Below are 21,494 nucleotides of genomic sequence, written 5' to 3'. Positions count from 1 at the left end.
GACAAAGTTAGATATGCCTATAAAATTAATACAAGTACAAAGAAAATTAAACGTAGGGATCAACACGGTTGTTGAGTTTCTACACAAGAAAGGTCATCCTGTTGAGGAGAATGCAAATCCCAACACGAGGATCAGTGATGAACAGTATGCTTTGCTCGTAAAAGAGTTTGGAAAGGATCTGCCTGAGGGTGGTTTTGAACGTCCGCGGGTAGAACGTCCTCACAGAGAGAAAGAGAGAGAGGCCGCTTCTGTGAAAGAAGAGAAGACCTCGGAAATAAAGACCGTGATCCCGGAAGAGTTCAAGCCTAAAATCGTAACGAAAGGCCGTATCGACCTGGACGGACAGCATAAAAAAGTTCAGGAGACTCCTGAAGTGAAAGAAGAACCGGTAGTAGCCAAGCCGCAGCCTGTCGTTGAACCGCAGCCTGTCGTTAAGCCTCAGCCGGAAGTCAAACCGCAACCTGTTGCAGAACCGCAACCGGTTGTCGTTTCTGCTCCTGCTCCTGAAAAAAAGACAGTAGAAGCCCCTGCAAAACAGGAAAAACAGGAGGTTGCTCCTGTTGAAAAGCCTGTGGAGAAAAAAGAAGTAAAAGAGATAGTTGTGGAAAAAGAAAGAATCGAAGAGAAAAAACCGGAAGTTAAAGTGAAGCCGGAAACGACGACAAGCTCTTCTGAAGAAGTGAATAAAACGGCCGCAGAGGGTCAGACTTCTGCTGAATCGGAAGACAGTAGCTTGTTCCGTTTGAACACTCCGAAGTTCGAGTCGAATATCAAGGTAACCGGCAAAATTGACCTGAATGCCTTGAACCAGTCTACTCGTCCTAAAAAGAAAACAAAGGAAGAGAGACGGAAAGAACGCGATGATAAACGCGAAAAGTTCAACAACAATAACAGACCCGGACAACCGGGATTCCATAAAGGACCGAAAGATCCGAATGCCAAACCGGGTGCACCGGTGAAGCCGGGAGCTCCTGTTAAACCGGGCGAAGCGAATGCGGATGCGAAAAAGAAACGTAACCGTATCAAGAAGGACCGTGTGGATGTGAACAACACTCCGGGTACGAACTACAGCCGTCCCGCTAACCAGCATCAGCGCGACGACCGTGGCAAACCCCGTCTGAAAAAGCCGGTTAAGGCCGAAGTAAGCGAGGAGGATGTACAGAAGCAGATCAAAGAAACCCTGGCTCGTTTGACGAACAAGGGAAATAAGAATAATAAAGGTGCCAAGTACCGTCGTGATAAACGTGATGCAGCCGTTAAACGCGAGCATGAATTGCTGGAACTGGAAGAACAGGAAAGCAAAGTGTTGAAACTGACCGAATTTGTTACGGCAAACGACCTCGCCAACATGATGGACGTGCCTGTGACGAAGGTTATCGCTACTTGTATGAGTATCGGTATTATGGTTTCAATCAACCAGCGCCTGGATGCGGAAACGATCAATATCGTGGCCGAAGAGTTCGGGTTTAAGACTGAATATGTCAGTGCGGAAGTGGTGGAAGCCATCAATGCCGACGAAGAAGACGATAACGAAGAAGACTGGGTAGCACGTCCGCCTATCGTAACAGTGATGGGACACGTCGACCACGGTAAAACGTCTTTGCTGGATAATATCCGTAATGCCAATGTGATTGCCGGTGAAGCCGGTGGTATCACGCAGCATATCGGTGCTTACAATGTGAAGCTGGCCAGCGGACGCCGTATCACCTTCCTGGATACTCCGGGTCATGAAGCGTTTACCGCTATGCGTGCCCGTGGTGCCAAGGTAACGGATATCGCTATTATTATTGTAGCTGCCGACGATGCCGTCATGCCGCAGACCATTGAAGCGATCAACCATGCTTCGGCTGCCGGTGTACCTATCGTATTTGCTATTAATAAGGTAGATAAGCCGCATGCCAACCCTGAAAAGATCAAGGAAGAACTGGCTAACATGAACTACCTGGTGGAAGACTGGGGTGGTAAATACCAGAGCCAGGATATTTCGGCCAAGAAAGGCATGGGCGTTGAAGAGCTGCTTGAAAAAGTATTGCTTGAAGCCGACCTGCTGGATCTGAAGGCTAACCCGACAAGACGTGCAGTCGGTTCCATCATCGAATCATCCCTGGATAAGGGACGCGGATATGTTTCTACCGTATTGGTTGAAAACGGTACCCTGAAAATGGGTGATATCGTCTTGGCCGGTACACACCACGGACGTATCAAGGCTATGTTCAACGAACGTAACCAGCGTGTGGAAAAGGCCGGTCCTTCCGAACCGGTTCTAATCCTCGGATTGAACGGTGCACCTCAGGCCGGTGATACATTTAATGTATTGGAGACTGAGCAGGAAGCACGCGAGATTGCAACCCGCCGTGAACAGTTACAACGTGAACTGGGTATCCGTACACAGAAAATGCTTACGCTGGACGATATCGGCCGCCGTATCGCTGTGGGTAACTTCCAGGAACTGAATGTAATCGTGAAGGGTGACGTGGACGGCTCCGTAGAAGCATTGTCCGACTCTCTGATCCGTTTGTCTACCGAAGAGATCCAGGTGAACGTGATTCACAAGGCTGTCGGTCAGATTTCCGAATCGGATGTGGTATTGGCTGCCGCTTCGAATGCGATCATCATCGGATTCCAGGTTCGCCCGTCCGTACAGGCTCGCCGTAATGCAGAGAAGGATGGCGTTGAGATCCGTCTGTACTCTATCATCTACGATGCGATCGAAGAGGTGAAGAGCGCTATGGAAGGTATGCTTTCTCCGGAAATCAAGGAAGAGATTACCGCTTATGTGGATGTACAACAGGTATTCAAGATCACGAAAGTGGGTACGGTTGCCGGCTGTATGGTTAAAGAAGGTAAGATCAAGCGTACAAACAAGATTCGCCTGATCCGCGACGGTATCGTTATCTATGCCGGCGAACTCGGATCGTTGAAACGCTTCAAGGACGACGTAAAAGAGGTTGTGGCCGGATTGGATTGCGGTTTGAACATTACGAACTTTAATGATATCCAGGTAGGCGATGTGATCGAGTCGTACGAAGAAACTGAAATAAAGAAAACTTTATAAACATGAACTGGTTAGACATTATACTAGTATGTCTGGCAGGAATTGGATTTGTGAAAGGCCTGTTTGATGGAGTCATCAAACAGGTTGTTTCGCTTATAGCCCTGGTTGTTGCCATCTTTTTTTGTTCGAAGGCGGCAGCCTGGTTGAAGGGATATATCGTTGCCCTGAACTGGTTTCCGCCTGAAGGGGTGACCATACTTAGTTATGTGGCCGGTTTCCTGCTGATCGTGGGAGTGATCATGCTGGCAGGTGAAATCATGAGCCGGGTTGTCGGAGTTACGCCCCTCAGTGTGCTGAACCATCTGGGAGGAGGAGTGGTCGGGCTTTGTTTTATGTTAGGATTTGTCAGTCTTATACTGAATGCACTCGAAGGCATAGATAGGGGATCCGTGCTGATCCCGCGTCAGGCTAAGGTGGAATCCCATTATTATAACCCGGTTAAAGAGATTATTCCAACCATTTACTTCGATAAATTGTTTTGGGGAAAAGAGTAAATATCTTGAAGGTTTGTTATCCGGCAAGATGTATAATATATATAAATGTATATGGAAGATTCGAATAAGATAATAAATGAGGTAACGAGCAGCGACTATAAGTATGGTTTTGTTACTGATATAGATACGGAGATGATCCATCGCGGTCTGGATGAGGAGACCGTCCGTATCATCTCGGCCAAGAAGAATGAGCCTGACTGGCTGCTTCAATTCCGCCTGAAGGCTTTTCGCCACTGGCAGACGCTGGAGATGCCCACATGGCCTCATCTGACGATTCCGCCGATCGATTATCAGGATATAATCTATTACGCCGCTCCGAAGAAAAAGGAAGGCCCGAAAAGCCTGGACGAAGTAGACCCGGAGTTATTGAAGACTTTCGATAAGCTGGGTATTCCTTTGCACGAACGTGCCCAACTGGCCGGTATGGCGGTCGATGCCGTTATGGACAGTGTTTCTGTAAAGACAACCTTTAAGGAAACGCTGGCAGAGAAAGGGATCATCTTCTGTTCGTTCAGTGAAGCGGTGTTGCATCATCCGGATCTGGTACAACAGTATCTGGGAAGTGTAGTGAGCTATCGTGATAATTTCTTTGCGGCATTGAACTCGGCAGTCTTTTCTGACGGTTCGTTCGTTTATATACCGAAAGGCGTACGTTGCCCGATGGAGTTGTCCACCTATTTCCGTATCAATGCGGCCAATACGGGACAGTTCGAACGTACACTGATCGTGGCCGACGATGAGGCATATGTAAGTTATCTGGAAGGATGTACCGCCCCGATGCGCGACGAGAACCAGTTGCATGCCGCTATCGTTGAGATTGTAGCCAAAGAACGTGCGGAGGTGAAATACTCGACCGTACAAAACTGGTATCCGGGTGATAAAGAAGGTAAAGGCGGTATCTATAACTTCGTGACCAAGCGCGGCCTGTGCAAAGGCGAAGGCAGCAAGATTTCGTGGACACAGGTGGAAACCGGTTCGGCCATTACCTGGAAATACCCGAGTTGTATCCTGGCCGGCGATAATTCTGTCGGTGAGTTCTATTCGGTTGCTGTAACCAACAATTACCAGCAGGCGGATACCGGAACGAAGATGATCCACCTGGGTAAGAATACGAAAAGTACGATTGTGTCGAAAGGTATTTCGGCCGGTCATAGCCAGAACAGTTACCGTGGCCTGGTGAAAGTATCTCCGCGTGCGGAAGGTGCCCGTAACCATAGCCAGTGCGACAGTCTGCTGCTGAGTTCTACCTGTGGCGCCCATACGTTCCCTTATGCCGATATACAGAATGAAACGGCCGTGGTGGAGCACGAAGCTACAACAAGCAAAATCAGCGAAGAACAATTGTTCTATTGCCAGCAACGCGGTATCTCTGTCGAAGAGGCCGTCGGCCTGATCGTAAACGGCTATGCCCGTGAGGTAATGAACAAGCTCCCGATGGAGTTTGCCGTCGAAGCACAGAAGCTGCTGACTATCTCGCTTGAAGGTAGCGTTGGCTAGGTGCCTGTGATCCTTAGGCAGAGGTGCCTGCGATGTGTAGGCAGAAGTGTCTACAGCGATGAGTATTGGATGAATATAAAGAAAAAGAAATAATATATGTTAGATATAAAGAACTTACATGCTAATATCAATGGCAAAGAGATATTGAAAGGTATCAACCTTTCTGTAAAGGCCGGTGAGGTACATGCCATCATGGGGCCGAACGGTTCGGGAAAGAGTACACTTAGCAGTGTGCTGGTAGGTAATCCGGCTTTTGAGGTAACTCAGGGCGAGGTGATCTTCAATGGAAAGAACCTGCTGGAGTTGGAACCCGAAGACCGCAGCCGTGAAGGTATTTTCCTGAGTTTCCAGTATCCGGTGGAGATCCCGGGCGTAAGCATGGTGAATTTTATGCGTGCCGCCTTGAATGAGCACCGTAAATATAACGGTCTTGAACCGGTTTCCGCAACCGATTTCCTGAAACTGATGCGTGAGAAACGTGCTATCGTTGAACTGGATAACAAACTGGCGAGTCGTAGCGTGAACGAGGGTTTCTCCGGTGGTGAAAAGAAACGCAACGAGATTTTCCAGATGGCTATGCTCGAACCGAAACTGGCTATCCTGGATGAAACGGACAGCGGTTTGGATATCGATGCCCTCCGTATCGTGGCAAACGGTGTGAACCAATTGCGTACGCCTGAAAATGCAGCGATCGTAATTACTCACTACCAGCGTTTGCTGGATTATATCAAACCCGATGTGGTACATGTATTATACAAAGGGCGTATCGTAAAAACAGCCGGTCCGGAACTGGCCCTCGAACTGGAAGAAAAAGGCTACGACTGGATCAAGAAAGAAATGGGAGATGAGTGAGATGAGAGCCGAACAACAATATATCGATCTTTTTACCAGATATGAGGACCTGGTGTGTCGTCATAGCGCAGCGGTGATGAATGCTCCGCGTGCTGAGGCACTGGTCGATTTCGATCGCCTGGGTTTTCCTTCGGTAAAGAGTGAAGATTATAAATATACAGATGTAGCGCAGGCTTTTGCCCCCGACTATGGGGTGAATATCAATCGCTTGGCTATTCCGGTCAATCCGTATGACGTGTTCCGTTGCGATGTCCCGAACCTGAGTACTTCCCTCTATTTTGTCGTGAACGACACGTTCTACGATAAGATGATGCCGAAAGCGCATCTGCCGGAAGGAGTATACGCCGGTGGCTTGAAAAACTTTGCGGAGCAATATCCGGAAGTGGCAGCCCGTTATTATGGTAAAGCGGCAAAAAGCAACCATGACGGTATCATCGCATTGAATACGATGCTGGCGCAGGACGGTTTCGTGCTTTATGTGCCGGAAGGTGTGGCTGTGGAACGTCCTATCCAGCTGATTAATATATTCCGCAGTGACGTGGATGCTATGGCAAACCGCCGTATCCTGGTTATTATGGAACCGCGTTCGGAAGCCAAATTGCTCATCTGCGATCATAGCATCGACGATGTGAAATTCCTGGCTACCCAGGTCGTTGAGATATTTGCCGGCGAAGGTGCTTATTTCGATTACTATGATCTGGAAGAAAGCAGCATTTCCACTTCCCGCTTTGCTTCGGTCCATGTGAAACAGGAGGCTTCCAGCAATGTCCTGGTAAACGGTATAACCTTGAACAACGGTCTTACGCGTAACAACTATTATATTGAACTGAACGGCGAATATGCAGAAACAACCCTTTGCGGAATGTCCGTTATGGACCGTGAGCAACAGGTGGATACGTATAGCCATATTACGCATGCCGTGCCGAATTGTACGAGCAATGAGTTATTCAAGAATGTTCTGGATGACCATGCAGTCGGTGCATTCAGCGGCCGTATCCTGGTAAAGGAAGGTGCCCAGAAAACGGCTGCTTTTCAGACAAATCGCAACCTCTGTGCTACCCGTGAAGCCCGTATGTACAGTAAGCCGCAATTGGAGATTTATGCGGATGATGTGAAATGTTCGCACGGTATGACGACCGGGCAGTTGGATGAGAATGCTTTGTTCTATATGCGTAGCCGTGGTATTCCATTGAGCGAAGCCCGTATGATGCTGAGTGTGGCATTTACGTCGGATGTGATCGACCATGTGCGTCTGGATGCCTTGAAAGACCGTTTACATAAACTAGTGGAAAAACGTTTTCGTGGAGAACTGGCACGTTGTGCCAATTGCCGTATCTGCAAATAAGATATTATCTGATTTTAGAAAGGCCCGGATGGAGATTATGTCTGTCCGGGCTTTTTGTTTATCTTTGCATTTCACCAATCATTTATTTAATTATGCAGTTGACTCATATTGCTATCTGGACCAATGAACTTGAACGTTCCAGAGATTTTTATGTGAAGTATTTCGGTGGGAAGAGTAATGAAAAGTATGTAAACCCGAAGAAGGGATTCGCCTCTTATTTTGTTACCTTCGAGGGTGCTGCTTCTCTGGAGATCATGCAGCGGACAGATATTACCGTTGAAAATGACGGAGTATATATCGGTCTGGCCCATTTCGCTTTTTCTGCCGGATCAAAAGAGGGAGTGGATCAAAAGATTGAACAATTCCGCCGGGATGGTTACACGATCCTGGGTGAGCCTCGTACTACCGGAGACGGTTTTTATGAAGGTTCTGTAGCAGATCCGGATGGCAATATCATAGAAATAGTTGCCTGATATGGAAATACGCATCGAACATACAACAGACTACCCCTGGGATCTGCTCTTGCTGGCAGATCCCAGCCGTGAACTGGTTGACTGCTATCTGAAGACTTCGGATTGTTTCGCCGCTTTTTCAGGAGACAAACCGGTTGGGGTGATCGTGGTGCAGAAGGAAACGGAGGAAATGGCAGAGGTGATGAACCTGGCAGTAGACGAGTCTTTCCAGCGGAGGGGGATCGCCCGCCTTCTGCTTCGTTTTGTCTCGGATGAATGGGCGGTAACCAATCATATCACCCGTTTGAAAGTCTGTACCGGCACTTCTGCTCCGGGTCCGTTGATGCTTTACCAGCAGGAAGGCTTCGATCTGAAGGTATTGGATCGTGATTATTTTGTCCGTAATTATCCTGAACCGATCTGGGAAAACGGTGTCCAGTGCCGGCACCGGCTGATTCTGGAAAAAGAATTATCCTGAAAGAAGCTCTATTTTAGTTAGAAAAGTCTATTTTTGTGCAACCTTGAATCACAAGAATGGACTAATAATGGAGTTAATCAGCGAACAAAGAGAGAAAATATTACTTTCACGTTTAAAAGAGGGCGATCCTTTCGCTTTCAAGGAATTATATTCTCTTTACAGTTCTCCTATCTATTATTTTGTTTATGCTATCTTATCTGATAAGTCGTTGGCTGAAGATATAACTCAAAGTTGTTTTGTGAAAGTGTGGGAGAGAAGGACTGAGTTGGATCTTTCGAAGAAGTTTTCCGCCTATTTATATACGATCGCTAAAAATTTGGTTTATCGTGAGTCTGAGCGGCAGGTACGGGATGCTCGATACCTGGAATTTGTAAAGGGAGCGGGAGGGGAAAAATCACAGACCGTAGAGGAAGCCATTCATCTGAAATTTATACAAGAGGAAATTAATAACATGATTAATGAACTGCCTCCGGCCCGAAAAAAGATATTTGTCCTGAGTAGGTTCAAAGGATATTCTAATAAAAAAATTGCTGAAGAATTATCGGTCTCGGAAAGAACAGTCGAGACACAGATTTACCGGACTTTACTTTATTTGAAAGAAAGGTTGAAGCATTATTTATTACTGTTTGTATTGGTCTTTATTTCTTGAAAGGTTAATGACTGTTAAACATGCTTTTGGTTGTAAGTACTAAAAACGAGTTACTGATATTATTAATACAGTTATGGAAGAGACAAATTATATACAGTTGTTGGAACGTTTCCTAAAAGGTGAGGCTTCGGAAGCAGAAGAAGCAATCCTTTTCAGTTGGTTCGGGACCGAAGTCGCGAAGGAGGAAATTTATGCTTCGTATGATGAGAAACTGAATCATATTACAAACCGTTTACCGGAAGATATTCAGCAGAAAATATACTGGAGGATTGAAGAAGAGGCGAACCTGAAGCTGGTTGCAGGGAAAAAGCATTTCTTTTTGCAAGGAATATCTCGTTATGTCGCTGTTGCATGCGTCTGTGTTTTTCTAGGGATAGCACTGGCATTTTGGGGGAGTAGGTATTTTTTGAGTACAGACTTTGTCGTTTCTGCCGGTGAAGGAATGAAGTCTACTGTTGAGTTGCCTGATGGTACGATTGTGTGGCTTAACTCTGGTTCCAGGTTACAATACAGCAATGCTTACAATCTGTGGAACCGTACCGTCATTTTGGAAGGAGAAGGCTATTTTGAGGTGAAACCGAATCAGCGCAAAAAGTTTATTGTCCAGGCAAACGGAGTGGAGGTGAAAGCCTTGGGTACCAAATTTAATGTGAAAGCTTATAGTGAGGAAGGAAAGATAACTACAACTTTGCTAGAGGGGAAAGTCAGTGTAAAGAACGATAAGCAGGAACAACTTCTGACCTCTGACCAGCAACTGGAGTTTAACTGTTGCTCCGGTTTATTCTCGGAAGTAAAAAGTTGCGATGCCAGCCGGTATATGCTTTGGAAGAACAATGAGTTGTATTTTAATTGTGAATCGTTGGATGAAATCGGAAAAACACTGGAACGGCTTTATTCGGTAGATGTCGTATTTATGTCTGAATCGGCAAAGAAATATACATTCTGCGGGGCGATCAGTAATACCAACCTGATCAATGTGCTTGAATGCATCAGCCTGACGGCTCCTGTTACGTACAACATGAAAAATAATGTATTGTATTTTAGTGATAGTGATAAAGAAAAGTAAGTTAAATCATCTAATTTGTTAGCCTATGGATAGAAAAAGAAGATAAACTGATCAATGAATGAAGTGAAAATAAAAATGGGATAAGTTTGCGACCCCATCCCATTTTATAAACAAGTTGTTCAAATATTCCAAAGACAAATTACTAAATCCTTTGCAGAGGATAGAATGTAATATCCTGTCTTTATGATTATTTGGGCGTGAAGTTACAAAAACTTTGTATCATTTTAATACTAAGAATATGAAAAAAATAATAATGGTATCACGCGTCCTGTTTGTGCTTATCGCCTTGTTATGTAACGGGGTGTTACTCTCTGCACAAATAAGTATTTCTGTGAAAAATCAAACGATTCGTGAGATTATTCCCCAACTGGAAAAGGCTAGTGGACATAATTTCTTTTTCGGCAATGACTTGCCTGACCTGAATACGAAGAAAGACTTGTCGGTGAAAAATGCTTCTTTGAAAAATGTATTGGATAATTTATTAGAGAATACCTCTATTTCCTATCAGATAAAAGGTAATAACCAGGTTGTATTGATTCGTGGTCATAATCAAAAGACGGCAAATGCTTTTTCGATGGAAGCAAAAAGAGTAACCGGAGTTGTTTTAGATGAAACCGGCGGACCGGTTATCGGTGCCAACATTGTAGTAAGGGGCTTTAATAATGGCGTTATTACTGATATGGAAGGACATTTTATGATAGATGTTCCTGAAGGTGCTGTTTTACAAATCTCTTATATCGGGTATGTGGATAAAATACTCCCGATAGGCAAGGATTCGAATTACAAGGTTGTCTTGTCCGAAAATGTGGAAACATTGAATGAAGTGGTGGTTACAGCTTTAGGTATTACCCGCGAAAAGAAAGGGTTGGGTTATGCTACCCAGCAGATAAAGTCGGAAGCCTTAGATAACCCGAACAGTAACCTGGTCAGCATGCTGAGCGGAAAGGTGGCTGGTTTGAATATTAATTCGGGAGCTGTAGTCGGTGGAGGTAGCCGTATTTCTATTCGTGGTGACAGGGCATTGAGTTCCGGTCCTTCTTCCCCATTATTTGTGATAGATGGTATTCCTATCGGTTCAGGGGCCGGTTCGCAGACCGGTAGTGCAGGAATCAATGAACTGAGTTCGAACGATATTGAGAGTATGAACGTTTTGAAAGGGGCGGCTGCTTCTGCTTTATATGGTTCAAGAGCGGCTAACGGTGCTATCATTATTACAACAAAGACCGGTAAAAAAGCGAATGGACTGGGAGTTTCTTATAGTGGAACATTCTCCAGGGAAACTCCGCTGATTTTACCGCAATTGCAGGATCAATTCGGCCAGGGTAAAGACGGTATTTATGAAGGAGGAAACTTCGGTAGCTCCAGTGGTTATTATCCTTCCGGATTGAATGATAATTATGATGAGAGTTGGGGACCTCGTTTCATGGGACAGAAAATGGTACAATTCGATTCCCCTACGACAAACGGTTATCGTGCCGGCGATACTTATTTACCCCCTGAAATTCGAGGTGAAGCTATACCAAGCGAGTGGATAGGGCATCCGGATAATATGCGTGACTTCTTTGATCATGGTAGTACACGTATTAATAATGTGGCATTGAGTAACAGTGTGAACAGATTAAATTTCCGTGTTTCCTATACGAATACGAAGCAGGAAGGTCTGACTCCGAATAATGATATAAACAGGCACGTGTTCAATCTGAACAATTCGATTGATCTGAATAAATGGATCAGTGTGGATGTCGTAGCCAATTATACGAAAACCAAACGTTCCAATGTCCCTAATCTAGGGTATGGAGGTATTTCTCCTATTTACTTTTTTTGTTGGATGCCCCTAAGCCATAATATTAACAGTTTGAAAGAATACTGGCAAAGGGGGGGATTGGAAGGAACCCGTCAGTTCCAGAATATGGCTTCCTATAACAATCTCTATTTTGTCATGCATGAGATGACTACACAGGATGATATGAACCGTTTCTTTGGAAAGTTGGCAGTGAACATAAAGCCCGTTGAAGGGGTAACAGTCATGTTACGTGGTGGTTCTGATAATAGTTGGGGGACATCTACCCGCAATGAGAGTTACTATAAGAATGGAGGAAACGGTTATTTCAGGCAGGGAACAACCAACTATCAGGAAAATAACTTCGACTTTCTGGTAAGCTATAATCCGGATTTAGGAAAGATATTCGGACTGACAGCAAACTTTGGCGGAAATCGGATGGAACAGTTCAGTAAAGCAATGACCGGTGAGACGAACAGTCTGGTAGTACCTAATATTTACTCTTTCGCTAATGCAAAAGAAAAACCGTCGGTCACTAATTCAACCAGTAAAAAAATTGTGAATAGTTTATTCGGCAGTGTGTTGTTGGATTATAAACGTATGCTGTTCGCTGAGTTTACCGGTCGTAACGATTGGTCGAGTACATTACCTGAATCTACGAATTCTTATTTTTATCCGTCGGTAACATTAAGTGCTTTATTCAGTGAAATGTTCAAATTACCACCTGTTATCAGCTATGCAAAATTAAGAGGTAGTTATGCTTCTGTAGGTAATGATACAGATCCGTACAGTTTACTCAATACCTATTCGTTGGGTGGTTATTGGAATGGGATACCCATGTTGCAGAATTCTCCAGATTTACTTAACAGTGGATTAAAACCTGCGATGTCAGATACTTGGGAAATAGGGGCAGAACTGAACTTCTTTAAGAATCGGTTGAGTATAGATTTCAGCTATTATAATACAAAAACAAAAGATCAGATCATCAGTTTACAGAATGCTTTAACTTCCGGTTATGGTAGCAGAAAGATCAATTCCGGCAAGACGGAAAATAAAGGTTTCGAACTGATGGTGAATGCTACGCCCATTCAATTAGCTAACAGTTTTAAATGGGATATCGGGTTCAATTTCTCCCGTTCGAGAACGAATGTGCTCTATTTGGCTGAGGGAATGGAAGAGTTGATTCTGACCAACCAAAACCTGGAAGATGCCAAAGTGGTTGCCCGTGTAGGTGAAAGAATGGGGCAGTTGTATGGTACAGCTTATCAACGCGTAGAAGAAGGTCCGTTAAAAGGACAACCAATTCTGAATAGTTCCGGTCAATATGTCGCGGAGAGTGATGTGTATCTGGGTAATGTAAATCCGGACTGGACGGCGGGTGTACATACCGGATTATCATTCAAAGGATTCAGTATTAATGTGTTGTTCGATATTCGTCAGGGCGGTTATTTCATATCCAGAACATTGAATAAGTTCGTGGGAGCCGGTATGACAATTGAATCTTTAGAGGGACGCGGTACCCGTGAACCGGGAAAAGAATATGAAGGTCTTTATTACAGGGAAGGAGCTATTATGGTTGACGGCGAATATCAACAAAATCTGCAGATCTTTGATGGAACATTCAGCCAAGGTATAGTAGGAAACGATGCACGGCGCTTCATAAAAACAAAATATGATCATATTTCCGAGGCGCAGTTGACAGATGCTTCTTTTGTGAAACTTCGTGAATTACGGGTCGGTTACTCTCTACCGGCTAAATGGGCCAGAAAAATTTATCTGCAGAATATCAATGTCGCATTTGTAGGTCGTGATTTGTTCTTATGGACAAAAAATCCTCATGTGGATCCTGAGAGTGGCGGAATGGATAACCTGAATCTGGGTATCGATGCATTTTCCGTACCAGCATCAAAGAGTCTTGGTTTTCAGGTAAATGTCAGTTTCTAACCTTTAAATCTACGAATCGTATGAAGAAAATAAATAAATTAATATGGGTAACAGGTCTAATCGTTTTAACTTTTATTGGTTGTACCCATAATTTTGAAGAGATCAATACGAATCCGGATAGACCGGATAAGATCGATCAACCGAAGTTATTGCTGGGAGGAGTAATAAAGAATATCTCTTATCTGGCTTTATCAAGAGGAACAGCTGCGGTTTTGGGCGATTATTATGTGGATCAATATGTCAGTATGTTTAATGATGCATTTAATAATACACAGACTAAGGAATTTTATTATGATGGACGAGATGTGCAGGATATGATTAATCTGGCAGAAGAACAGAACCAACCTCATATTCAAGGTATGGGACTTATCATAAAATCTTTCATGTTCCAGCAAATGACGGATGCTTTTGGAGATTTTCCTTACTCAGAAGCTTTAAAAGGAAAAACGGATGAGATGTTTACCCCTCGTTATGATACGCAGGAAGATATTTATGCGGATTTGCTGGTTCAACTGGAAAAAGCGAATGACTTGCTGAGTCAGAGTAGTGTCGAAGATATCGGTTCGTACGATAATCTTTATGGAGGAGATGTTTTGAAGTGGCGTAAATTTGCAAATAGCTTGAGACTTCGTTTGTTGATGCGTATATCCGGTAAAACCGATGTCTCATCAAGGATCATGGCAATGTTGAACCAGTCGGATAAATATCCGCTGATGACGAATAATGATGACAATGCTTTATTCTCTTATTCGGATGATCAGCAGAGCAGTTGGTCGCCGCTCTATACAGCATCCCAGGAAAAATATGATGGGACGGAGTTTATGTCGACGACTATAGGAATGCACTTCAAGGCAATGAATGATCCGCGTATGAAAGTATATTTCAGTCCGACGGTGAAAGGAGTGGAGGATGGCGAATTTATTTATGCAGCTGTACCTAATTGTATCCGTGATGCGGACGAGTCTGCCTATAATGGTGGGGACAGTTACAATTCCCGCAAAGGCTATATTTTTGTTCCACAGAAAATCGATGTAAAATATGCATCGCCAACAGTGGCCCAGGGAATTTTATTAACTTATGCAGAAGTACAATTCAATCTGGCAGAAGCTCGCGAGAAAGGGATTATCTCTGTGGGAGATGCCGGTACTTACTATAAAAACGGTATTATTGCTAGTTTTGATTACTGGGCAAGCCGAATTCCTGCAAATTTCATAGAGATGAAGTCGATGACAAATCCTCCGACAGAGGTATTCGAAGCTGCCGATGTGATTCCTGATCCCGCTTATTATGAACAGGAAAAAGTGGCTTATACCGGGACACAGGCTGAAAAGTTGGAAAAGATAGGAGTTCAGAAATGGATTGCTTTATATTTATGTGGTATTGAAGGTTGGTCGGAATGGCGACGGACCGGTTTCCCAAAAGAAATATCTGTGATACCTCCGAATGGATTACCCTCTTCGAGTAATATAAATGAATGGCCTCGTCGTATTCCTTATCCTCAGAACGAGCAGGTTTATAATGTCGATCAATATCAGATAGCTGTTGGTCGTCAAGGCGCAGATAATTTATTGACAAGGGTGTGGTGGAATAAATAAACAAAAATAAAATGGAAAATAGATTGAATAAAATAGTTATATTGTTGTGTGCTTCCCTATTTCTGTTTGCTTGTCGGCAAGGAAATGATAGGACACCAACAGGTATCAAACATATTTTTGTAGTAGGTATCGATGCAATGAGTACGCAAGGTTTGGAGAAAGCCAATACCCCGAATATGGACTATATGATAAAAAATGGAGCAGTCTGTCGTAGTGTACGGACTGTAATTCCTTCGAGTAGCTCATCAAACTGGGCTTCCATGTTGGCAGGTGCCGGTGTAGAGGTTCATGGAGTTACTTCCAACGATTGGGAGCCTGATAATTACTCAGTAAAACCGGTTGGTATAACTGAGTATGGCATTTTCCCGACAGTTGTAAATGTAGTCCATAAACAACTGCCGGATGCTAAAATAGGAATGATTTACCATTGGAGTGGTTTCGGACGTTTGTTTGAGAAGAATGTCGCAACCGTTGATAAGTCTTATGAAACGGAAATAAAAACGGCCGAAGCGTTAGCAGAGTATATCCGTACAGAGAAACCCGCGTTTACATTTACCCAGTTGGATGATGTGGATCATTACGGGCATGCATACGGGCATATGACAGAAAAATACCTGGAAAGTATCCATAATGCAGATAAATGTGTCGGGATGGTTTTGCAGGCAGTGAAAGACGCCGGAATAGAAAATGAATCTGTGGTCATGGTCGTAGCCGATCATGGTGGTATCGGTTATGGACATGGCGGACAATCTTGGGAGGAAATGACTGTTCCTTTTATTTTGTATGGAAAAGGTATCAAGAAAGGATATGAGATACAAGAACAAACATATATGTACGATGTAGGGCCGACAATTGTATTTGCATTAGGTTTGGAAGCTCCGTATGCATGGACCGGACGTCCGATGAAGACTGCTTTTGAAGGTTTTGAGAGTAAGCCGGATCCGGTTATCGTAAAAAAACTGTCTTATGGGCCGTTGATTAATGGGGGACGACATCTGTTTGCGCAAGCCGGAGGTTTATTTATCGATAAGGATGTGGAAGTGGTTATCGAACCTTACAATGCCGGTGATAGAGTGTATTATACATTAGACGGTTCTATGCCAACAAAACAATCTACCTTATATGAAACTCCTTTTAATCTGAACAAAACAACAGTGGTCAGGGCAAAATCATATAGTGACGGTGGTAATGAAAGTCTGATCTCAGATGGTTATTTCCGTATCTTGAAGAAGAATCCGGATAATGGGATTAACGTTTCTTTCTATCGGGGCAAAAACTGGAGTGTTTTGCCGATCTTTAAGAATGAAAAAGTAGTGAGCCAATGGGTCACAGATGAAATACAGGCAGATACAGAACAGATACAGAAGTTGTTGATACCAGGGGAGCGTCCTACTTTTGGTTTGGTTTATACGACTTATTTACAGATTGATAAGATTGGAAAATATAGTTTTTATCTTCAATCGGATGATGGAAGTAAATTATATGTTGATGGTCAAAAAGTCGTAGATAACGATGGTGGACATGGTGTAATAGAAAAAGAAGGTAGTATAGAGTTAACTGAGGGACGTCATATCCTGACTGTCGAATTCTTTAATAATGGAGGTGGTTTTTGGATTGATGCATTCTATAAAGGTCCGGGTATTCCCAAGCAGATTATACCGGCAGATAAGTTATTCAGGAAAGCAAATTAAACTTGTTTTTAATTGATATAAAATAAATACAGAAAGACCGGGTAATAATCTTTCAGACTGGTATGTAGCTTTTTCAAGGCTTTGGAAATGTGATACTCGACACCTTTGGTGGTTATTCCTAATGTTTCTGCAATATCTTTATGAGATTTGTTTTCGTAACGGCTCATAATAAATACAGCCCTGGTCTGTTCCGGTAAACCGGCCAGGGTTTTATTTACTATTTCCTGTGCTTCGGCTGTGAATAGTTCGCCTGGATCACAGGCCTCCAAAGTAGATATACGGGTATTCAACTCCCATTCGGCATGATTCAGTAATTGTTCGTTCACATCTTCCCTTACCTGAAGATGCTGAAGGTAATTGAGACATTTGTTTTTTATGACGGTAAGAATATAGGCCGGTACATTCGAATCCTCTTCCAGTGAATGGCGGTTTTCCCAGTAATACATCAGTGCTTCGATCGTAAAATCTTCGGCGACAGCAACATCTCTTACATACGTATTCGCAAAGCGGATAAATCGGCCTTGATAATCAGTAAATAGTTGATTGAATGCTTTTAAATCTGTTGTATTCTCCATATCCTCCCTAGGCATAACAGGTTGTAAATATAATAATATTTATACAATACTGTCATTTATTTAACACAATAGTGTTACTTATTATAGGACTATTGTATCACTATAGGTAGCACTATTGTGCTGGAGAGGTAATACTACTGTGTCATTCAAGCTGTTTTACATACTTGGCGGCAGAGAGGCGGGGGAGGATGCCCATTCTTTATTGGGAGTATTGCCCATTATAAAAGAAAGTTTCCCTCCATTCATGATATCTTCGTGCAGAATATAGCTTTTATCATATGGTTTGCCGTTGAGGTTTGCCGACTGGATATAGATATTCTCACTGGAAATATCTTTTGCTTCAATAATGAACTTTTTGCCGTTTTCAAGTGTAATGACGCATTCTTCAAAAGCCGGACTTCCGATCACATAATAAGGCATTCCCGGACATACCGGATAAAAACCTACCATACTGAATACCAGCCACGCCGACATCTGTCCGGCGTCGTCATTTCCGGAAAGTCCGTCGGGAGTTGTAAAATATTCATGGTTGATGATGTTGTGGACCCATTTCTGTGTTTTCCAGGGTTCACCGGCATAGGCATACATATAGGCGATGTGATGTCCCGGTTCATTACCGTGCCAGTAATAGGCCCCTTCGAAGAATGTATCCAGACGTGAGATAAATATCTCTTTGCCTCCCATCTGATCTATCAGTCCAGACACATCTTGGGGTACATACCAAGTATAATGATAGGGAGTCCCTTCACAAATGAACGGGGTGAAAGCAAACGGATCGAACGGTTCTGCCCAGCTACCGTCGGTATACCGTCCACGAGCATAACCTGTTTCCGGGTCGATTACATACCGATAGTTTTCAGCGCGTTTGATCAGGGCGTTGTAATCATCCGTCTTGTTCAGCTTTTTAGCCACTTGTGCAAGGACAAAATCGTCGTATGCATATTCTAATGTGCGTGAGACCTGCTCTCGACGATGAAATGCCTCCATGACCGGGTCCTCCAGTGGAATATAGTTATATTTCAGATAAGATTCCATAGCCCGGCGTCCTTTGCCATCCCGGTAGCTGACCGAATCAGTATTCATTTCAAATGCATTTTTACGCATTAGTGCGTATGCCTCCTCATAATCGAATCCCGGTATGTTCTTTATGATCGCATCCCCTATCATGGCGATGCAATGGTCACCGATCATGGCTGCCGTATAACTGTTCCAGGATGGAAAAATCGGTAGCCAGCCGCCTTGTTGCCCTTTTAACACAAGCGAGTGAACCATATCGCCATTGTGTGACGGATTGAGTATGGTAAACAGGGGATGGACGGCCCGGTAAGTATCCCATTGGGAAAAGTCACAATAGTAGGTTCCTTGTTCCATTTTCATGATTCTTTCGCCTCCGTCAAATTTAGGGTATGATCCGTCTGTGTCGCTGAAGGCACGCGGCAGGAAATGTGCGTTGTACAAGGCCGAATAGAATTTGATCTTATCTTCTTCATTCTTTCCTTTTACAGCCATCTGCCCCAGTGCTTCATTCCAGATGGAAGAAGATTGCTTGTGCACGGCCTCGAAATCCCAACCGGGAATTTCAGCTTGGAGATTTTTGCGTGCATTCTCTATGCTGGTGAAAGATGTTCCTATTTTTATCAGTTTATCTCCTGCTTTACTAGAAGATAGCCTGATCCATGCAACCGGATGATTCAGACTGGTACTGTCGATGCCGAACCGGGTAAATTCCTCGTTCAATTGGATAACAAAATGGCCGCTGAAACCTGCTTCTTTTCCATGTCCTTGGTAGATGCGGTGGACCGGATTGTATCCTGTGATCTCTTTTTTTTCCGGGTCGATCCGGAGAGAGGCTTTTCCTTCATCGCTGTTCGGTTCGATCACGATGTAATGCTCACCATCCTGTTGGAAACCAAATCTCATAATTCCGGCGCGGGACAGACCGGTGATTTCTGCTTGGATGTTATAATCTTTTAGTAAGACGTTGTAATAAGATGGGGTGGAAGTCTCTTCTGTATGGCTATAGGCTGAGGCCCGTTTTTGGGGATCAACTTCCAGCTTGTTGTTTAGGGGCATGATTGTCACACTTCCGTAATCCTGTGTGCAAGAGCCGTTCATCCAATGGCTGGCACGGAATCCCTGGATTGCATCCTGAAAATAGTAATAAGGAGGGAGACATTTTTGCTCTGTTGCTTGTGTCTGGGCTACCCAGCTGGTCATTCCGTGAGGTACACCTACAGCCGGCATGATCTGTCCACGTTCTTCTGTTGAATTTTTATCCTTCCCCTGTACGATACGGATATCCGTACCGATGAGCGGGTTTACATATTTCTCAAAATTCTTTTCTTGTTGACTGCATGAGAATAAACACAACAAACTTAATAAGACGGTCCAGGCTTTCATTCGGTATTATTTTATTTAATAATATTACAAAGTTAATTATAAATTGTTACTTATTACATAAGCTGGTGATGTTCATTGGATTCTGGCAGAAAACCAGTCCAATGAACACCCCAAAGGAATCAATTATCTGGGTTCGATAATATATTGATTTTGTGTCAGATCTGGATTTACATCTATTTGTTTCTGCGGTATTGGGCAGGTCAGGTTTGTCTCATTCAAGGAAAATCCCTTGCCTTTCATGACTTCAACTGCACGACCTGTACGGATTAGGTCAAACCACCGATGATTTTCGAAGGCCAGTTCAACTCTGCGTTCCTGTTCTACCATCAGGGCGAATGTAGCTTTATCCGTAGTATGGAGATCGACGGGTGTTGTTTCTGTGGTCTGATAGCCAAAGCCACGGCGACGTGTCATATTCAGGTATTTACAGGCTTCTGACGTTTTCCCGTTCTGATTTAATGCTTCGGCATACATAAGAAGTATGTCTGCATAACGGAATACGGGATAGTTGTTGCTGGCATCGTTACTTTGATATGGAACATCCATGAACTTACAGATATAACGTGATTCTATCCATTCTCCGTTTTTTCGGTTGTCGTAATATCCCAGTGACATGGAGAAATCTCTGCGAAGATCGCCTTCTTCGTAAGCATTGTAAATATCCATTTCCGGAATATTGTTTCCGCCGGTACTACCGACAGTGACAACATTAGTTCCGGAATTTTCAGGTGCGAAATTGTTGGCAAAGTTCGACCCTTCGCCGTATCCTCCTTTTAGGAATTGGATTTCAAAGATTCCTTCTTTGTTGTTATGGTTGACAGGACTGAATACATTTTTGTAGCCGTCAATGTTGAGAGTTCCCGCTGTATTCTCCAATAGAGAATAACGGCCACTGCTGATTATTTCTCCCAAAATGCTTTCGGCTTCTGAATACTTATGCAGTGTCATATAGATTTCTCCCAACAATGCTTTGGCTGCCCCTTTTGTTGCGCGACCGTCATCTGTTGTCGGATAGCTGTCAGGGAGACCTTCTGCAGCTTCTTTCAGGTCGGAGATGATAAGGTTATATATATTGTCTTTCGGTTCGCGGAGGATATCATATGCTTCTGAGATTGTTATTTCCTTTAATACCAGCGGAACGTCACCATAAACCCGTACAAGATTGAAATACATCAGGGAACGGATAAATTTGCATTCCAGTTTATAACGGACTGCCAGGTTTGCATCGATATCGATACCGTCAATGCGTCCCAGCACTGTGTTGGTCCTGTTTATAGTCAGGTAGGCGGCTGTCCAGAAATCTTTAATATAGCTGTTTTGCGTGTCGATGTAGAATTTATCGAATTCATCCTGACTGGTTACCGACCCGGATAATTGGTTGCGTGTATTGTCGGATGGTATTTCCGCAAATACATACCAGTTACCGAATATATTAGATTCCTGCAAGGCTGAATAAGCCCCGTTTACGGCGGAAGTAAAATCATCAGCCGTTTTATAGAAATCATTTTCACTCAAATCTGTTTGCGGATTCTGATTGAGAAAATCATTACAGGATGAAAAGCCGACCCCAAGCAATGCAATTGCGATTATATTATATTTTAGTCTCATAATTTGTCTGCTG

At 43.7% G+C, this 21,494-nt stretch carries 15 protein-coding genes; 12 read left to right on the top strand and 3 right to left on the bottom strand.

Annotated elements, in window-relative coordinates; genetic code table 11:
• Positions 1-13 precede the first annotated feature (13 nt).
• The 12 genes from infB (at position 14) to HMPREF1535_RS04950 (ending at position 16,898) form a co-directional block, all read left to right on the top strand.
• Positions 14-3,055, top strand: a complete 3,042-nt coding sequence (gene infB, locus HMPREF1535_RS05005; protein WP_010801821.1) for a translation initiation factor IF-2 — start codon at positions 14-16, stop codon at positions 3,053-3,055.
• 2 nt (positions 3,056-3,057) lie between these two features.
• On the top strand, positions 3,058-3,549 hold the full coding sequence (locus tag HMPREF1535_RS05000; RefSeq protein WP_010801822.1) for a CvpA family protein: 492 nt from the start codon (positions 3,058-3,060) through the stop codon (positions 3,547-3,549).
• A gap of 51 nt (positions 3,550-3,600) precedes the next feature.
• Complete coding sequence (gene sufB, locus HMPREF1535_RS04995; RefSeq protein WP_046146411.1) at positions 3,601-5,046, top strand: Fe-S cluster assembly protein SufB; 1,446 nt, start codon at positions 3,601-3,603, stop codon at positions 5,044-5,046.
• Positions 5,047-5,142: 96 nt separating this feature from the next.
• The gene (gene sufC / locus HMPREF1535_RS04990; RefSeq protein WP_046145466.1) at positions 5,143-5,898 is read left to right on the top strand and encodes a Fe-S cluster assembly ATPase SufC; all 756 of its coding nucleotides are present in this window, start codon (positions 5,143-5,145) and stop codon (positions 5,896-5,898) included.
• Positions 5,891-7,243 (top strand): Fe-S cluster assembly protein SufD, encoded by a 1,353-nt coding sequence (sufD, locus tag HMPREF1535_RS04985; protein ID WP_082150440.1) that lies wholly within the window; start codon positions 5,891-5,893, stop codon positions 7,241-7,243. Before sufC ends, sufD begins: the two co-directional genes overlap by 8 nt.
• A 92-nt stretch (positions 7,244-7,335) precedes the next feature.
• Positions 7,336-7,716: a VOC family protein gene (locus HMPREF1535_RS04980; RefSeq protein ID WP_046145465.1), complete on the top strand. Its 381-nt coding sequence runs from the start codon at positions 7,336-7,338 to the stop codon at positions 7,714-7,716.
• Between the two features lies 1 nt (position 7,717).
• Positions 7,718-8,173, top strand: coding sequence for a GNAT family N-acetyltransferase (locus HMPREF1535_RS04975; protein ID WP_046145464.1), 456 nt, complete (start codon positions 7,718-7,720; stop codon positions 8,171-8,173).
• 67 nt (positions 8,174-8,240) lie between these two features.
• Entirely contained in the window at positions 8,241-8,822 is a 582-nt protein-coding gene (locus HMPREF1535_RS04970; RefSeq protein ID WP_046145463.1) for an RNA polymerase sigma factor, read from the top strand.
• 73 nt (positions 8,823-8,895) lie between these two features.
• The gene (locus tag HMPREF1535_RS04965; RefSeq protein ID WP_046145462.1) at positions 8,896-9,888 is read left to right on the top strand and encodes a FecR family protein; all 993 of its coding nucleotides are present in this window, start codon (positions 8,896-8,898) and stop codon (positions 9,886-9,888) included.
• Positions 9,889-10,126: 238 nt separating this feature from the next.
• Positions 10,127-13,612, top strand: a complete 3,486-nt coding sequence (locus HMPREF1535_RS04960) for a SusC/RagA family TonB-linked outer membrane protein (RefSeq protein ID WP_082150439.1) — start codon at positions 10,127-10,129, stop codon at positions 13,610-13,612.
• Positions 13,613-13,632: 20 nt separating this feature from the next.
• Positions 13,633-15,207, top strand: a complete 1,575-nt coding sequence (locus HMPREF1535_RS04955) for a SusD/RagB family nutrient-binding outer membrane lipoprotein (protein ID WP_046145460.1) — start codon at positions 13,633-13,635, stop codon at positions 15,205-15,207.
• An 11-nt stretch (positions 15,208-15,218) separates the two neighbouring features.
• Positions 15,219-16,898, top strand: coding sequence for an alkaline phosphatase family protein (locus HMPREF1535_RS04950; protein ID WP_046145459.1), 1,680 nt, complete (start codon positions 15,219-15,221; stop codon positions 16,896-16,898).
• 8 nt (positions 16,899-16,906) lie between these two features.
• Here HMPREF1535_RS04950 and HMPREF1535_RS04945 read toward each other — a convergent pair whose 3' ends face one another.
• The 3 genes from HMPREF1535_RS04945 to HMPREF1535_RS04935 form a co-directional block, all read right to left on the bottom strand.
• The gene (locus HMPREF1535_RS04945; RefSeq protein ID WP_046145458.1) at positions 16,907-17,473 is read right to left on the bottom strand and encodes an RNA polymerase sigma-70 factor; all 567 of its coding nucleotides are present in this window, start codon (positions 17,471-17,473) and stop codon (positions 16,907-16,909) included.
• A 156-nt stretch (positions 17,474-17,629) separates the two neighbouring features.
• Positions 17,630-19,873: a GH92 family glycosyl hydrolase gene (locus HMPREF1535_RS04940; protein WP_046145457.1), complete on the bottom strand. Its 2,244-nt coding sequence runs from the start codon at positions 19,871-19,873 to the stop codon at positions 17,630-17,632.
• A gap of 123 nt (positions 19,874-19,996) precedes the next feature.
• Positions 19,997-21,481 (bottom strand): RagB/SusD family nutrient uptake outer membrane protein, encoded by a 1,485-nt coding sequence (locus tag HMPREF1535_RS04935; RefSeq protein ID WP_046145456.1) that lies wholly within the window; start codon positions 21,479-21,481, stop codon positions 19,997-19,999.
• Between the last annotated feature and the right edge of the window lie 13 nt (positions 21,482-21,494).

This window comes from Parabacteroides goldsteinii DSM 19448 = WAL 12034 (genome assembly GCF_000969835.1).
Lineage (GTDB): Bacteria > Bacteroidota > Bacteroidia > Bacteroidales > Tannerellaceae > Parabacteroides > Parabacteroides goldsteinii.
Note: the sequence above shows the minus strand (reverse complement) of the source record. Positions and strands in the feature narration are given on the sequence as shown.

Bases quoted from the DNA above. Each gene is read 5' to 3' on its own strand.
- infB (WP_010801821.1), top strand. From the start codon at position 14: ATGCCTATAAAATTAATACAAGTACAAAGAAAATTAAACGTAGGGATC.
- HMPREF1535_RS05000 (WP_010801822.1), top strand. From the start codon at position 3,058: ATGAACTGGTTAGACATTATACTAGTATGTCTGGCAGGAATTGGATTT.
- sufB (WP_046146411.1), top strand. From the start codon at position 3,601: ATGGAAGATTCGAATAAGATAATAAATGAGGTAACGAGCAGCGACTAT.
- sufC (WP_046145466.1), top strand. From the start codon at position 5,143: ATGTTAGATATAAAGAACTTACATGCTAATATCAATGGCAAAGAGATA.
- sufD (WP_082150440.1), top strand. From the start codon at position 5,891: ATGAGTGAGATGAGAGCCGAACAACAATATATCGATCTTTTTACCAGA.
- HMPREF1535_RS04980 (WP_046145465.1), top strand. From the start codon at position 7,336: ATGCAGTTGACTCATATTGCTATCTGGACCAATGAACTTGAACGTTCC.
- HMPREF1535_RS04975 (WP_046145464.1), top strand. From the start codon at position 7,718: ATGGAAATACGCATCGAACATACAACAGACTACCCCTGGGATCTGCTC.
- HMPREF1535_RS04970 (WP_046145463.1), top strand. From the start codon at position 8,241: ATGGAGTTAATCAGCGAACAAAGAGAGAAAATATTACTTTCACGTTTA.
- HMPREF1535_RS04965 (WP_046145462.1), top strand. From the start codon at position 8,896: ATGGAAGAGACAAATTATATACAGTTGTTGGAACGTTTCCTAAAAGGT.
- HMPREF1535_RS04960 (WP_082150439.1), top strand. From the start codon at position 10,127: ATGAAAAAAATAATAATGGTATCACGCGTCCTGTTTGTGCTTATCGCC.
- HMPREF1535_RS04955 (WP_046145460.1), top strand. From the start codon at position 13,633: ATGAAGAAAATAAATAAATTAATATGGGTAACAGGTCTAATCGTTTTA.
- HMPREF1535_RS04950 (WP_046145459.1), top strand. From the start codon at position 15,219: ATGGAAAATAGATTGAATAAAATAGTTATATTGTTGTGTGCTTCCCTA.
- HMPREF1535_RS04945 (WP_046145458.1), bottom strand. From the start codon at position 17,473: ATGGAGAATACAACAGATTTAAAAGCATTCAATCAACTATTTACTGAT.
- HMPREF1535_RS04940 (WP_046145457.1), bottom strand. From the start codon at position 19,873: ATGAAAGCCTGGACCGTCTTATTAAGTTTGTTGTGTTTATTCTCATGC.
- HMPREF1535_RS04935 (WP_046145456.1), bottom strand. From the start codon at position 21,481: ATGAGACTAAAATATAATATAATCGCAATTGCATTGCTTGGGGTCGGC.